Annotated in this window: 17 protein-coding genes; 12 read left to right on the top strand and 5 right to left on the bottom strand. The window is 36.7% G+C overall.

Features of this window, described 5'->3' with window-relative positions:
* Positions 1–220: 220 nt before the first annotated feature.
* Positions 221–1,222: an alpha/beta fold hydrolase gene (locus QUF99_RS21565; RefSeq protein WP_289372762.1), complete on the bottom strand. Its 1,002-nt coding sequence runs from the start codon at positions 1,220–1,222 to the stop codon at positions 221–223.
* A gap of 131 nt (positions 1,223–1,353) precedes the next feature.
* Between QUF99_RS21565 and QUF99_RS21560 the strand changes: the two genes are divergently transcribed.
* Positions 1,354–1,830: a ribbon-helix-helix domain-containing protein gene (locus tag QUF99_RS21560; protein ID WP_289372759.1), complete on the top strand. Its 477-nt coding sequence runs from the start codon at positions 1,354–1,356 to the stop codon at positions 1,828–1,830.
* A gap of 208 nt (positions 1,831–2,038) precedes the next feature.
* Here the strand turns inward: QUF99_RS21560 and QUF99_RS21555 are convergent, their stop codons facing one another.
* Positions 2,039–3,628 carry a bifunctional metallophosphatase/5'-nucleotidase gene (locus tag QUF99_RS21555; RefSeq protein ID WP_289372757.1) on the bottom strand — a complete coding sequence of 530 codons (1,590 nt, stop codon included), beginning with the start codon at positions 3,626–3,628 and terminating at the stop codon, positions 2,039–2,041.
* Between the two features lie 239 nt (positions 3,629–3,867).
* On the opposite strand from QUF99_RS21555, the gene QUF99_RS21550 reads away from it, so the two are divergent.
* The 4 genes from QUF99_RS21550 (at position 3,868) to QUF99_RS21535 (ending at position 6,259) form a co-directional block, all read left to right on the top strand.
* The gene (locus QUF99_RS21550; RefSeq protein ID WP_289372754.1) at positions 3,868–4,131 is read left to right on the top strand and encodes a YqkE family protein; all 264 of its coding nucleotides are present in this window, start codon (positions 3,868–3,870) and stop codon (positions 4,129–4,131) included.
* An 86-nt stretch (positions 4,132–4,217) separates the two neighbouring features.
* Positions 4,218–4,742, top strand: a complete 525-nt coding sequence (locus QUF99_RS21545; RefSeq protein ID WP_289372752.1) for a GrpB family protein — start codon at positions 4,218–4,220, stop codon at positions 4,740–4,742.
* A 33-nt stretch (positions 4,743–4,775) separates the two neighbouring features.
* Complete coding sequence (locus QUF99_RS21540; protein ID WP_289372750.1) at positions 4,776–5,279, top strand: DNA topology modulation protein; 504 nt, start codon at positions 4,776–4,778, stop codon at positions 5,277–5,279.
* 152 nt (positions 5,280–5,431) lie between these two features.
* A complete protein-coding gene (locus QUF99_RS21535) occupies positions 5,432–6,259 on the top strand; it encodes an aldo/keto reductase (RefSeq protein WP_289372748.1) in 828 nt (275 codons plus the stop codon).
* A gap of 28 nt (positions 6,260–6,287) precedes the next feature.
* Here QUF99_RS21535 and QUF99_RS21530 read toward each other — a convergent pair whose 3' ends face one another.
* Together QUF99_RS21530 and mciZ are read right to left on the bottom strand one after the other, a co-directional pair.
* Positions 6,288–7,202, bottom strand: coding sequence for an aldo/keto reductase (locus tag QUF99_RS21530; protein ID WP_289372746.1), 915 nt, complete (start codon positions 7,200–7,202; stop codon positions 6,288–6,290).
* Positions 7,203–7,256: 54 nt separating this feature from the next.
* Positions 7,257–7,385, bottom strand: coding sequence for a Z-ring formation inhibitor MciZ (gene mciZ / locus QUF99_RS21525; protein ID WP_289372744.1), 129 nt, complete (start codon positions 7,383–7,385; stop codon positions 7,257–7,259).
* A 74-nt stretch (positions 7,386–7,459) separates the two neighbouring features.
* Between mciZ and QUF99_RS21520 the strand changes: the two genes are divergently transcribed.
* Positions 7,460–7,999 carry an NUDIX domain-containing protein gene (locus tag QUF99_RS21520; protein ID WP_289372742.1) on the top strand — a complete coding sequence of 180 codons (540 nt, stop codon included), beginning with the start codon at positions 7,460–7,462 and terminating at the stop codon, positions 7,997–7,999.
* Between the two features lie 22 nt (positions 8,000–8,021).
* Here QUF99_RS21520 and QUF99_RS21515 read toward each other — a convergent pair whose 3' ends face one another.
* Positions 8,022–8,573 (bottom strand): GNAT family N-acetyltransferase, encoded by a 552-nt coding sequence (locus QUF99_RS21515; RefSeq protein ID WP_289372740.1) that lies wholly within the window; start codon positions 8,571–8,573, stop codon positions 8,022–8,024.
* Positions 8,574–8,698: 125 nt separating this feature from the next.
* On the opposite strand from QUF99_RS21515, the gene spoIIM reads away from it, so the two are divergent.
* From spoIIM to deoB, 6 genes are all read left to right on the top strand, one after another.
* A complete protein-coding gene (gene spoIIM, locus QUF99_RS21510) occupies positions 8,699–9,346 on the top strand; it encodes a stage II sporulation protein M (RefSeq protein ID WP_289372738.1) in 648 nt (215 codons plus the stop codon).
* A gap of 107 nt (positions 9,347–9,453) precedes the next feature.
* A complete protein-coding gene (gene fur, locus QUF99_RS21505) occupies positions 9,454–9,909 on the top strand; it encodes a ferric iron uptake transcriptional regulator (protein WP_017150998.1) in 456 nt (151 codons plus the stop codon).
* A gap of 104 nt (positions 9,910–10,013) precedes the next feature.
* Positions 10,014–10,244 (top strand): YqzK family protein, encoded by a 231-nt coding sequence (locus QUF99_RS21500; protein ID WP_289372735.1) that lies wholly within the window; start codon positions 10,014–10,016, stop codon positions 10,242–10,244.
* A 6-nt stretch (positions 10,245–10,250) separates the two neighbouring features.
* Entirely contained in the window at positions 10,251–11,141 is an 891-nt protein-coding gene (gene xerD, locus QUF99_RS21495) for a site-specific tyrosine recombinase XerD (RefSeq protein ID WP_289372734.1), read from the top strand.
* Positions 11,142–11,290: 149 nt separating this feature from the next.
* Complete coding sequence (locus QUF99_RS21490) at positions 11,291–12,037, top strand: FixH family protein (protein WP_289372732.1); 747 nt, start codon at positions 11,291–11,293, stop codon at positions 12,035–12,037.
* A 260-nt stretch (positions 12,038–12,297) separates the two neighbouring features.
* Entirely contained in the window at positions 12,298–13,482 is a 1,185-nt protein-coding gene (deoB, locus tag QUF99_RS21485) for a phosphopentomutase (RefSeq protein WP_289372731.1), read from the top strand.
* Positions 13,483–13,495: the final 13 nt, after the last annotated feature.

Genomic DNA, 13,495 nt, shown 5'->3' with positions numbered 1-13,495 from the left:
TGAAATGTAAAAGGTATATAAATACAAATTAAAAAACCGACATAAAACCCTTCTTTTTAGGTGGGAGAGAGCATCCGGCCATGCATAGAAGCGGTCAGATCCTTTTCCTGCTCCAGACACAGTGAAAACAAAGAGAGAAAATGAGTGCAGGTCACCTTTTGTTATCCATAGCCGCGGCTATATGTCGAAAAATCAAAATGGATTTATATAGTAATGGTTGTTACACGTGCGAAAAGGTTAGCTCTTTTTTTATAGAGCATAGAGTGCTTGCAAAAAGTTCATGTTCTTCTAAATTTGGAGAATGGGCTGAGTTTGGGAACCAAATCATTTTTTTTATCGGTGCTTGAATCATATCGCAATATTGCTGTACAAGTGCATAAGGTGTTTGATAGTCGTAACGGCCAGAACAAAAATAAACGGGTACGGAAAGAGTTGAGATTGTAGAAAAGAAATCCACTGTGAGCATTTCCTCCCACAACGTCCCTGATTTTATATTTCCTGCGAGAAACTTCAACCAATCTAGCCATGTATATTCAGAAGAAAGTAGCCCTTTTCGAATAAAAGAAAACGAAGTTCCACTTTGAACCGCACCACCAAATGTACCAAGCCATCTTCTTTGAATGATAAGACGCCGCATATCTAAAAACGGAGGTTTGCCTAGTTTTGTTAGAGAAGTCAATGCCCGTGCGTGTCCATGTTTTTTTGCAGAATGAATTAAATGTTGATACAACAATTCTTCGTTTTGTTTCATATGTACAATCTGTCCGATTCCAATATATGCTTCGATGTACTTTGGATATTTCTTTGTTATTTGTAGACCAATAATACTTCCCCAGGAATGACCAGCGAGAAATAGTTTTTGTTTTTTAAACCGAGAAAGTAGATATTGAATGATTTTATGAGCATCTGAAACAAATTGTTCAATTGTGAATGGTGTGTTTATATCACGCCATGAAAAGGATTTGCCAGCTCCGCGCTGATCCCAATTTACAACGATAAAATGTTTTTCTAAGTTTTCCTGAAAATGGCGAATAAATCCAATTTGCGCCATGCCAGGACCGCCGTGACAGCATAATAAAATAGGCTGATTCACGTCTTGACCGCGTATGAGCAGAGCTTGTTTTCGATTGTTAATCGTAACGTTTTCTATCGTGGCGACGCTATTAGGAATTGGATTCTTCTCTTTGTTGTAAAAGGAAGGAGTGCGGCTACGGAAAAGCATAAAAAAACCTCCTTTTCTTAAATGGTGTGCACTGCACGGTGCTGTAATTTCAGCATATACTGTTAAAAAATTATTGTATCATAACATGCCGATCTAATTTCAAGTATGTAAGCTCAGAAAGGAGGGAAGAAGTGACAATTGGAGAAATTATAGATCGTTTAAATAAGCGTGAACCACTTGCAATGATTGCTAAACGCCTCGAAATGAGCCCATATACATTGTCAAAAAAGCTAAGGATGATTGGATACGAATATGACGGTGAGAAAAAGAAACGAATATTTATTGGAGAAGGAGAAGAGCCGCGCCATTTATATCTTCAAGAAGCTGCTGCACTTCAATATGTAAAAACAGATTATCAAGCACTCATTTATGAGCAACTGCAGAACATTTATGAGTTGCTTCGAAAAAGAGAGGAACCCTTTATAGCGAAAACGGCAAAAAGTGGTGAAAAGAAGAAGCGTAATTTCTCTATATGTACGGAAATTTTAGAGAAATTAGACATTTTGTCGCAGGCAAGAGGTGTTTATAAATCCAAAATTGTGGAAGAAGCTTTAAAAGAATATATACAAAAATATGAAGAACTTGATGAATTGTATAAAGATAAATAAAAGAGAGAAGTCATGCAACTTCACTCTTTATCCTGCTATTTGAAGACAGTAATACCCCCACCTCAAAATTCGGGAGAAAGTCAAGAAGTTGGGTGAAGGCTAAGGATCAGTGGGGATAAAGAACCCCCCCACTGATCAAAGTTTCACTTTAATAGAAAACAAGCACTTATATTAAGAAAATCTGGATTGCTATAGAATCCCAATTCGTTTAATTGACTCTTTTTATTCTCCCGTCAATTATAGCTTGAATAGGCTCTTTCGTTTGTTTTACATAATCAACTAATGCTTCAAAATCATTTGGTCCTGTTTCGGCATTTTTTCCGTTTTTAAAGGATACAAATCCATCTCCACCAGAAGCAAGGAAAGCATTGGCTACAACTGTGTAAGTTTCAGAAGCAACAAGTTCTTCTCCGCTTGTTAAATGAATATTTGTAACCTTTTCTCCATCTGGTTTATGTTGATCCCAAGTGTATTGAATACCTGAGATTTGAAGCATTCTCGTTTTGTCTTTTTGCCATTGTTGATTTAAAATGTCATGAATATCTTGACCAGTTAAATTGACTTTTATTAATTGGTTTCCAAACGGTTGAATCCCGTATAATTCTCCCCATGTAATATCGCCTGCATCTAAATCATTACGAATTCCACCAGGGTTCATGAGCGCAATTTGTCCGTTCATTGTTTTGCGCTGTGCATCAGCAATTAAGTTACCTAGCGTAGATTCGCCAGCAGCATTTTGTGTCCGATTTAAAGGAGCGGCAGATTTTCCGACAACTTCATTGACAAGAGGAGCTATTTTTTCAGCATATTGGTCCATTTTCTTTTTTATTTGTTGATCAGGTTGTATGCCGTCATGGAATGTTGTAACTACTTCAGCTTTTTTCTCTACGATATCTTTCGTTTTACGATCAATTTTCACATCAACATCAGCAAAAGCCATGCCATAGGAATTTGCTTGTACGATGAGTTTGTTGTTGATTGTTCCGTTTACATAAGTATGGCTATGACCACCGAAAATAACATCTACTTCTGAATCTATTCCTTCTGCTAAGCGAACGAGATCGCCTTCTGTAGTTCCACTTTCGTCTGTAGTTCCCGGGTTATGTGCGAGTACAACAATTGATTTAACTCCAAGTCTTTTTAGTTGTTTCGTAGACTTATTGATTGCTTCGACTTCATCAGTAATCTGTACATTTTTCAGCATGGTAGGCATGACAACATTAGGAGTATCAGTTGTTACAACACCGATAAAACCTACGGGTACGCCTTGGACCATCTTTACAGTAAATGGTGGTAGAAATAAGCGACCGGTTGACTTATTGTGGACATTTGCAGCAACATAAGGGAAATTTGCACCTTTAAAATCTCCTGTTTTTTCATGGTATCCGCCGTAAATGAGACGACGCATTTCGTCAAGGCCTTCATCAAATTCATGATTTCCAATTGTTCCAACATCAAAGCCTAGATCATTTAAGATTTCAATGGTTGGTTCATCTTGTAAGAGTCCAGAAACAGGCGGGCTTGCTCCTACCATGTCACCAGCATGGACAAGTAATGTATTGGGATTTTGTTTCTCTCGCTCTCGTAAATAAGAAGCGAGATATTCGATGCCACCAGCCTCTTTGTTATTTACTTTTTTTACTGTGTCTAATTGACCGTGAAAATCATTAACACCAAGCATTTGAACATCAATGTAGCGATCTTGTTGTGCGGATGTCTGAGTTGGAGGTGCAGCAAATACGGTTGAAAACGTAATGGTACTTAAAACAGCGACGACAGGAATGACTTTTTTCCACATGATTTTTTCTCCCTTTTTAAAATATGACATCATACGACACTATTTTAATAGATTAAGAGAGAATTTTCTATAGAAATTCAGTTTATTATAAATATTAACAAAATATTATCTTTTCCTTTACATTTTTACAAATTTCAAATAATAGAAAAAGGAAAGAATTGAAAGTGAATATTTCTTTTTTTATTGTCGAGAGTCTACTATTTCCCCTATAATGGAGAAAAAAGTAAAAGGTGAGCAGTATGAAGAAAAAGAAACAAAGACAAATGCAAAGACAAACACAAACGAATCAAACAGAAAAAGAGTCCATTACGATTGGTGATCAACTGAATGAGGCGTTAATGCATCAATTAAAGAGCAAGAAGAAAGAATTGCAAGTGAGAGAAGAACAAAAAGAAGTGGAAGAAATAGAAAGAAAGCGCAAAGAGCAGCGAGAACGTGAGAAAAATAAATCGTTTGAAGAGCTGTTAAGTGAAAGTAGCCTTACATGGAAAGACTTTAAATAACTTTTAAAAAAATCATCAGGAGAAATCTACTGATGATTTTTTTAAACGCTTTGAGGAATAAATAGGTTAGAGAAAAGGGGATTGGGATGAGAAAAATTGAAGTGGTACCATATGAAAATCATTGGACAGAAAAGTTTCACCAAGAAGCAAAGCGCTTAAAAGAAGCACTACCAGAACTTGTTAAAGTACATCATATCGGTAGTACATCTGTCCCTGGGTTAGCGGCAAAGCCAATTGTTGATATGATTATGGAAGTAAAGCAGATTGAACGAGTAGATCAGTGGAGTGAACATTTTAGAGAGCTAGGGTACATACCGAAGGGGGAAAATGGTATTTCAGGTCGCCGCTTTTTTATTCATGGCACAGAGGAAAAACGATCGTATCATTTACATGTATTTGCGACTGGAAATCCAGAAATTGTACGGCATTTAGCATTTCGAGATTATATGATGGCACACTGTGAAGAAGTGGAAGCGTATGCGACGTTAAAGCGAGAGCTGGCAGAGAGATTTACATATGATGCAGAGCAATATGTCGAGGGAAAAGATGAGTTTGTTCGTAACATAGATGAAAAAGCAAAAGAGTGGATGGGAAATAACGCGAGCGAGTAAGCACGCGTTATTTTTATTAGGGAGGGGGGAAAAGTGAGAAAAATTATGATTATTGGTTCTGGAGGTGCAGGGAAATCTACGTTTTCTAGGGAGCTAGGAAATTTGTTACACATTCCTGTATATCACCTTGATGCACTTTATTGGAAAGAAGATTGGGTGCTAGCAAGTCGAGAAGAACAAATACAGGTGCAAAGAGACTTAGTAGCGCAAGATTGTTGGATTATAGATGGGAACTATGGTTTTACAATGGATATGCGGTTAGAGGCGGCTGATACAATTATTTTTGTTGATTTACCAAGAATACAGTGCTTATATCGTGTAGTAAAAAGAAGAATACAATACCATAATAAAACGCGCCCAGATATGGGAAAAGGCTGTGATGAACAATTGGATTTCGAGTTTTTGAAGTGGGTATGGACGTATTCAAAAGTAAAACGACCTGTCATTTTGGAAAAGCTACAAGCTGTATCAGCTGAAAAGGACATAATTATTTTTAGGTCTTCAGCCGAAGTAGCGAAGTTTCTAGAGCAACTGTAACATGTGGAAGTTTCACTTTATAAAAATATTATGTAAACTAGGTGTATCTTTTGACTTTTTATTTTTTTCCTGTTCAAATAAAGTGATGGTTATTGAAAACGAATGGTATCTGCTTGCATGTAAGGTGCAGGATAGAAGAAGGAGGAACTGTTATGCATATTCCAACAACTACGCTTCATAATGGCGTGAAAATGCCAATGCTCGGTTTAGGCGTGTATAAAGCGCAAGAAGGTGAAGAAGTAAATCGAGCAGTAAAAACGGCTTTAGAGGTTGGTTACCGTTCTATTGATACAGCCACTGTATATGAAAATGAAAGCGGTGTCGGCGTGGCGATTCGTGAATCAGGAATTGCACGTGAAGAACTTTTTATTACAACAAAAGTATGGAATGATGACCAAGGGTATGAAACGACGCTTCAAGCATTTGAAAAAAGTTTAGAAAAGTTGCAAATGGATTATGTGGACTTATATTTAATTCACTGGCCTATACGCGGAAAATACGTAGATACATATCGTGCTCTTGAGAAGCTATATGAAGAAGGAAAAGTACGTGCAATTGGCGTTTCTAACTTTCATCAGCATCATTTAGAGCAGCTGCTGCCCAATTGTAATGTGAAGCCGATGGTGAACCAAGTAGAACTTCATCCAATGCTTGCACAGTTTGAACTGCGTGATTTTTGTCAAAATGAACAAATTCAAATGGAAGCATGGAGCCCGTTAATGAGAGGTGGGGAAGTATTTCAGCATCCAATTATTCAAGAAATTGCTAGGAAATATGGAAAAACACCTGCACAGATTATTTTACGCTGGGATATTCAGAGCGGAATCGTTACAATTCCTAAATCTGTTACACCATCTCGTATTAAAGAGAACTTTACTATTTTTGATTTCTCCTTAACAGAAGAAGAGATAAAGAAAATTGATACGCTTGATCGTAATTTGCATGTAGGAACAAACCCTGATAAATACGATACGATGTAAAAAAACGCTACCAAAAGGTAGCGTTTTTTTAGCGGTGTAATACATATGTATCATTTTTGACAGCAGCTTGAATTTGTCTGTATTCTTCATTTGTTAACGGTGGCTGATTTCCAGCTCGTACATTTTCTCTTAGTTGTGTAATTGAGCTAGCACCTGGAATAACAGTAGCAACAGCCTGATCATGTAAACAATATTGAATAGCCGTCTCTGTTAAGGAACGTTCTTTAGTAATCTCTTTTACAGTAGTTACTGTTTCTGTTAACTCATTAAAAGAATAAGAAAGATAATCTTTTTCTTTTACCTTTTCTATCTTTCTTTCATTGTTGTCAGTTAACAAACCTTTTGCGAGTGGCCCACGAGCAATAACGCTAATTTGATTGTCTCGAAGTAGTGGAAACCATTCTTCAGGCCGGCGATTTAATAGGCTGTACTCCATTAATATGCTAACGATATTGGAGCGTTTTGCATACTCACGAATGACATTTGGACGGATAGAAGAAATACCGTAATGACGAATGACACCTTCTTGTTTTAATTCTTCAAATGCTTCAATGGTTTCATCGATATGATCTTCAATTGTACCGCCGTGTAATTGATATAAATCAATATAATCTGTTTGTAAGCGGCGTAAGCTTTCTTTTACTTCCTCTTTTATATAGGCTTTAGAAGGGTCCCAAGACCATCCATTTTTATCCGCTGTCCAGCGGTTTCCTACTTTCGTAGTGAGAACAATTTGATCACGTTTCCCTCGAAGTGCTTTGCCAACAAACTCTTCATTTTGGCCATAGTTGTACAAGTCTGCTGTATCTAAAAAGTTAATTCCTAAATCAATTGCTTCATCAATGATACGGATGGCCTCTGTTTCATTGGTGCCAAGAGACATACAACCTAGTCCCATTTCAGTAACATATAAATCTGAGTTTCCTAATTGTCGTTTGTTCATGGGTCAACCTCCTTACTCTTATTGTACGAGAGCGTAAAGAGGTTGACAAACAGTTTACTTCTCGTTACCTGTTATCCAGTCTTGAATAGTGTGATATCGTTTTTCATATTGTTTGAGTGCATGTCTAATTTGCCAAGCTTTGCCGACCAGTGTGATACGATTTGACAAAATATAAACCTTCATTTTTATCACGCTCCTTTCAATGTGGTAAAATGTATGAAGAACGATTAGGAAATAGAACAAGGAGATGAAGTCTTGTGAGTAATCTTGCAGAGAGAACAATTGCAACTGAACCGATTTTTGATGGAAGAGTTATTAAAGTTCGTGTTGATGAAGTAGTATTGCCAAATGGAGAAATGAGTAAACGTGAAATTGTAAATCATCCTGGTGCAGTTGCGATTATTGCTGTTACAGATGAAGGAAAGATTGTACTTGTTGAGCAATACCGCAAAGCGCTGGAAAAAGAGATTGTTGAAATTCCAGCTGGGAAACTAGAGCCAGGGGAAAAACCAGAAATAACTGCGGTTCGTGAGTTGGAAGAGGAAACAGGTTATGTGTGTGACAGCATGGAATTTGTTACATCGTTTTATACATCACCTGGTTTTGCGGACGAAATTTTGTATGTATATAAAGCAACAGGATTAAAGAAAAAAGAAGATAAAGCAGCTTTAGATGAAGATGAGTTTGTGGAATTAATGGAATTGTCATTAGAAGAAGCAATTTCACTTATGCAAGAACAACGTATTCATGATGCGAAGACGATATTTGCACTACAATATTTACAATTGCAAAAATAAACACTCGCCTAAGGCGAGTGTTTTAATTAATTTTGGCATATACACGTGTGTCGCGTAAGCTACCGTCTAGAGCAAGAAAGTCATTTTCTAATGTACCTTCTAAAATAAACTCAAGACGTTCTGCTAAGGCACATGCATTTGCATTTGTAGCATCACAGCGAATTTCGATGCGTCTAGAACCAAGTTTGTCGAAAGCGAACTGAACAGCACCTTTTAATGCTTCTGTCATATAACCTTGTTTTGTATAAGAACTATGCAGCCAGAAGGTAACAGAAAACTTTGGAATATTCCAGTTTTCTGGGTGAAGAGTAAGGGCCCCGATAAATGTACCTGTTACTTTATCGTATAAGTGAAAAGCTAAAGTTTCACGAAGTAAAAATTGTCCGTGTGCTTTTCTAACCGCTTCTTCGGCAGTTTCTTCTGTTTCGGATGTGATTGGCATCCAAGGTTGTAAGTCTTCTAAAGAAGCTTGAATTGCTTCATATACTTCTGTTCCATCGCCTGGGAACGGTTTACGTACTTGTAGGCGCTCGGTTTGAAATAATGTTGGAAAATCTAATAATAATGGTTTCAAGCAAAATCCCTCCTATTCTCTACTTTTAAGTTTAGCAAAGTCGAGCGGAATTTCAATGTTAATTCGTCATACTTTTTTTCTTTCTTTCATACATTTTAGTAAGAGTATGAACGGAGGGAAGAAAAATGTTGCGAAAAACTTGGCAAGAACGTGTAATCTCTCATATACAAGAAAATTCTTCGCTTTATATATTTGTTTCTGTTTTGTTATTAATGGGTGTAGTATTCGGAGCTATTCTTGTAAATAGCTTGCAGGTGAATCAAAAGCAGGATTTATCTTTTTATTTGAGTCGTTTTTTTGGACAAGTTTCCAAAGGTGAATTTGCAATTGCAGGCGAAATGTTTCGAGAAAGTTACTTTTCGCTATTAAAATACATTGGATTTATTTGGATTTTAGGGATTTCTATTATTGGATTACCGCTCATCTTCCTTTTATTATTTTTAAAAGGAGTAGTTGTTGGATTTACAGTAGGATTTTTAGTGAGTCAGCATGGTTGGAATGGATTGTTGTTAGCATTTGTATCTGTGTTGCCGCAAAACTTAATCATTATTCCAACGTTTCTTGTGATGACGACAATTGCAGCAAGTTTTTCCTTACGAATGATAAGGCATCAATTTATTCGAAAAGTAAATGAGCCACTATTGCCGATGTTAATTCGCTACACTTGTTTTTTTCTTATCATCGGTGTTGTGTTAGCGGTTGCTTCTAGTATAGAAGCGTATGCTTCACCAGTTTTAATGAAAGAAGTCGTGGAGACTATTAATAAAAAATAAATACTACTTGAGAATAATTATCAAGTTATTTTGATTGTCTTTTCTTTTGACAGTAGCCCTTCTTCTGATATAATGGTGTAAGAGTGGCGAGGAGGGAGTAGTACCGAATGGAAGAAAGAATTGAACGAATTAAGAAGCAATTACATGCAGCGAGCTATAAATTAACACCACAACGTGAAGCAACAGTTCGTGTGCTGCTAGAAAATGAAGAAGATCATTTAAGCGCAGAAGATGTTTACCTCCTTGTAAAAGAAAAGTCGCCAGAGATCGGACTTGCAACCGTCTATCGAACTTTGGAGTTATTATCCGAGTTAAAAGTTGTCGATAAGATTAACTTCGGTGACGGTGTTTCACGCTATGACTTACGTCAAGAAGGTGCACAGCGTTTCCATCATCATTTAATTTGTACACAATGCGGTGCTGTACAAGAAATCCAAGAAGATCTACTCGGTGAAGTAGAGAAAAAAGTAGAACGAGACTGGAGCTTTAAAGTAAAAGACCACCGTTTGACTTTCCATGGAATCTGTAAAAATTGTCAAGAAAATGAAACGAATGAAAAATAACCTTTTCCTATTTTGCTAGGGAGAGGTTTTTTATTTGAATCTAGGTATAAATCGTGGAGAGCTTGGCATATGTTGTAATAATATATATTTTGGAGGAGTTTACAATGCGCCGAGCTCTAAAGCTGACTTTTGATGGGATGAAAGTATTTTTATTATTTACGGGTTGTACGATTATGTTTTATTTCGCTATACTATGGGTAAATGAAGAATATGAGAGCTATCATCGTTATGAAAAACCAAAAGAAGAGACAGTAGAAAAAGTATCAGGGAATGAAGAACCGGCAAAAGATACTTTTGTAAATAGAATAATTTTTTTCTATGAAAATGGGGAGTAGTGTAGATTGGAAGATCAATTAAAAGATTTTATTCATTATATGGTTGTCGAAAAAGGACTAGCAAAAAATACGATTGTATCATATGAGCGAGATTTGAAAAGTTATGTGAAATATTTACAACATGTTGAGCAAATCAAAACGTATCATGAGGTGACACGAATACACATTGTTAATTTTTTGCAGTATTTAAAAGAGAACGGGAAATCATCAAAAACACTAGCTCGTCACATAGCGTCTATACGCTCGTTTCATCAGTTTTTATTACGTGAACGAGTGGTTGAACATGATCCATCTGTACATATTGAAACACCTCAAGGCGAGCGGAAGTTACCGAAAGTGTTGTCAGTAAGTGAGGTAGAAGCGTTACTGCAAACGCCAAAAGTGACAAGTGCATTTGGTATCCGTGATAAGGCGATGTTAGAGCTATTGTATGCCACTGGACTCCGTGTTTCGGAATTGATTGCATTGAATTTAGATGATGTTCATTTAACAATGGGATTTGTTCGCTGCATTGGGAAAGGAAATAAAGAGAGAATCATTCCTCTTGGGAGTTTAGCAACAGAAGCAATTCAACATTATATTGAAAAAGGAAGAACAGAACTGCTAGGAAAAAAAACAGTAGATGCACTTTTTTTAAACCATCATGGTAATCGCTTATCCCGTCAAGGTTTTTGGAAAATTTTAAAACGACTAGCGAAAGAAGCAAATATTGCAAAAGAACTTACGCCACATACACTCCGTCATTCTTTTGCAACGCACTTATTAGAAAATGGCGCGGACTTGCGTGCTGTACAAGAAATGCTTGGACATGTAGATATTTCAACGACGCAAATTTATACGCATGTTTCAAAAACTAGATTAAAAGATGTATATAAACAGTTTCACCCAAGAGCATAGTCCTAGCTATGCTCTTTTATTATTTGAAAATATAAATCACAATGCACTTCACAAAAACTTCACAAACATTTCGTACATTGTTTTCAGTAGAAGGCTAGAATTTGACCAGTCATTTCCTCTATACTAATGAAAGTATGAAGGAGGAAGTTATGATGAAAAAATTAGTAATTACTTTATTTATCGCGATGCTAGCGTTAGCTGGCTGCAATACAAAAGCAGATGAACAGTCAAAAGAAAAGAAAAAGATTGAGGAAGTAAAGGTAGAGGTAAAAACAAACCCAAAAGAACTTAAGCCGAATGAAAAAGTAGAAGTACAGGCACTTGTTACACAAGGGAAAGAAAACGTAACAGATGCCGATGATGTAAAGTTTGAAATCTGGAAAGATGGCGAAGAAAAACATGAAATGTTAAACGGCAAGCATAAAGGTAAAGGGGTTTATGCAGTGGATAAAACATTCCCATCTGACGGTGTGTATCATGTTATCGCACATACAAATGCACGTGAAATGCATGTGATGCCAGAAGTGAAAGTGGCTGTAGGTAATGCGAAAGTAGAAGATACAAAGAAAGAGAACAGTGGACATGAAGCAGGTCATGGTGATCATAAAAGCGACACGATGATTCATCTTATGGCGGGTGATGTAAAAGCAAATGCTGAATCTACAATGAAAGTACATTTAAAACAAAAAGACGCAGCGTTAACTGGTGCTGAAGTACAACTTGAAATTTCGAAAGACGGAGTAGCAAAGCATGAATTTATTCCAGCTAAGGAAGGTAATCAAGGCGAGTATGTAAGTACACATACTTTTAAAGAAGCAGGTACGTATAAAGTGAAAGTTCATGTAAGAAAAGGTGAACTACACGAACATAAAGACGAAACAGTAGAAGTAAAATAAGGAGTGGCTCTTAGAGCTGCTCTTTATTTTTATATAAGGAAATAAATAATAATTTCATTAGCACTTCGGTACAGAATGGATTACAATAGAAAATGTGAAAGAAAAAAGAATTTCTTCGAAAATCACTTAAAAAGAAAGCGTAAACATGTTATGATACCCATATGAGATGTCTGACATCTGACTTAGAGAAAAAGGGAAGTTTTTACATCATTTTGAACATACTACATTAAGTGGAACTGAACATATAGGAGGTTGCAGTTGTGAATAAATATAAACGTATTTTCCTAGTGGTAATGGACTCCGTAGGAATTGGAGAAGCACCGGATGCCGAAGCATTTGGTGATCTAGGTTCTGATACATTTGGTCATATCGCTGAGCATATGAATGGATTACAAATGCCAAACATGGTGAAATTAGGTCTTGGTAACATTCGTGAAATGAAAGGGATTTCAAAAGTAGAGAAACCACTTGGTTATTATACAAAAATGCAAGAGAAATCTACTGGGAAAGATACAATGACAGGGCACTGGGAAATCATGGGGCTTTACATTGATACACCATTCCAAGTATTCCCGGAAGGATTCCCGAAAGAGCTACTTGATGAGTTAGAAGAGAAAACAGGTCGTAAAATTATTGGGAATAAACCAGCTTCAGGAACTGAGATCCTTGATGAACTTGGTAAAGAGCAAATGGAAACAGGATCTTTAATCGTGTACACATCAGCAGATAGCGTACTACAAATTGCAGCTCATGAAGAAGTGGTACCACTTGAAGAGTTATATAAAATTTGTAAAATTGCACGTGAGTTAACATTAGATGAAAAATATATGGTAGGTCGCGTTATTGCTCGTCCATTCGTTGGAGAGCCTGGAAACTTCAAGCGTACACCAAATCGTCATGACTATGCATTAAAACCATTTGGTCGTACGGTAATGAATGAATTAAAAGATAGTGAATATGATGTTATTGCAATTGGTAAAATTTCTGATATTTATGACGGAGAAGGGGTAACAGAGTCTCTTCGTACAAAATCTAACATGGATGGAATGGACAAGCTTGTTGATACATTGAATATGGACTTTACAGGTCTTAGTTTCGTGAATCTTGTTGATTTTGATGCGTTGTTTGGTCACCGCCGTGATCCTCAAGGATACGGAGAAGCGTTGCAAGAATATGATGCACGCCTTCCAGAAGTATTTGAAAAACTAAAAGAAGATGACTTGTTACTTATTACAGCAGATCATGGTAATGATCCAATTCACCATGGTACTGACCATACGCGTGAATATGTACCATTACTAGCATACAGCCCAAGTATGAAAGATGGCGGACAAGAATTAGCAATTCGCCAAACATTTGCTGATATAGGTGCAACAGTAGCGGAAAACTTTGGCGTAACAATGCCGAAATATGGAACAAGTTTCTTAAACGACTTGAAAAAATAAGGGGGATAACATA

Source organism: Bacillus sp. DX4.1, from assembly GCF_030348195.1.
GTDB lineage: Bacteria > Bacillota > Bacilli > Bacillales > Bacillaceae_G > Bacillus_A.
The sequence above is the reverse complement of the archived record's forward strand: the minus strand, read 5'-3'. Positions and strand labels throughout refer to the sequence as shown.

Bases quoted from the DNA above. Each gene is read 5' to 3' on its own strand.
- QUF99_RS21565 (WP_289372762.1), bottom strand. From the start codon at position 1,222: ATGCTTTTCCGTAGCCGCACTCCTTCCTTTTACAACAAAGAGAAGAAT.
- QUF99_RS21555 (WP_289372757.1), bottom strand. From the start codon at position 3,628: ATGTGGAAAAAAGTCATTCCTGTCGTCGCTGTTTTAAGTACCATTACG.
- QUF99_RS21550 (WP_289372754.1), top strand. From the start codon at position 3,868: ATGAAGAAAAAGAAACAAAGACAAATGCAAAGACAAACACAAACGAAT.
- QUF99_RS21545 (WP_289372752.1), top strand. From the start codon at position 4,218: ATGAGAAAAATTGAAGTGGTACCATATGAAAATCATTGGACAGAAAAG.
- QUF99_RS21535 (WP_289372748.1), top strand. From the start codon at position 5,432: ATGCATATTCCAACAACTACGCTTCATAATGGCGTGAAAATGCCAATG.
- QUF99_RS21530 (WP_289372746.1), bottom strand. From the start codon at position 7,202: ATGAACAAACGACAATTAGGAAACTCAGATTTATATGTTACTGAAATG.
- mciZ (WP_289372744.1), bottom strand. From the start codon at position 7,385: ATGAAGGTTTATATTTTGTCAAATCGTATCACACTGGTCGGCAAAGCT.
- spoIIM (WP_289372738.1), top strand. From the start codon at position 8,699: ATGTTGCGAAAAACTTGGCAAGAACGTGTAATCTCTCATATACAAGAA.
- fur (WP_017150998.1), top strand. From the start codon at position 9,454: ATGGAAGAAAGAATTGAACGAATTAAGAAGCAATTACATGCAGCGAGC.
- QUF99_RS21500 (WP_289372735.1), top strand. From the start codon at position 10,014: ATGCGCCGAGCTCTAAAGCTGACTTTTGATGGGATGAAAGTATTTTTA.
- QUF99_RS21490 (WP_289372732.1), top strand. From the start codon at position 11,291: ATGATGAAAAAATTAGTAATTACTTTATTTATCGCGATGCTAGCGTTA.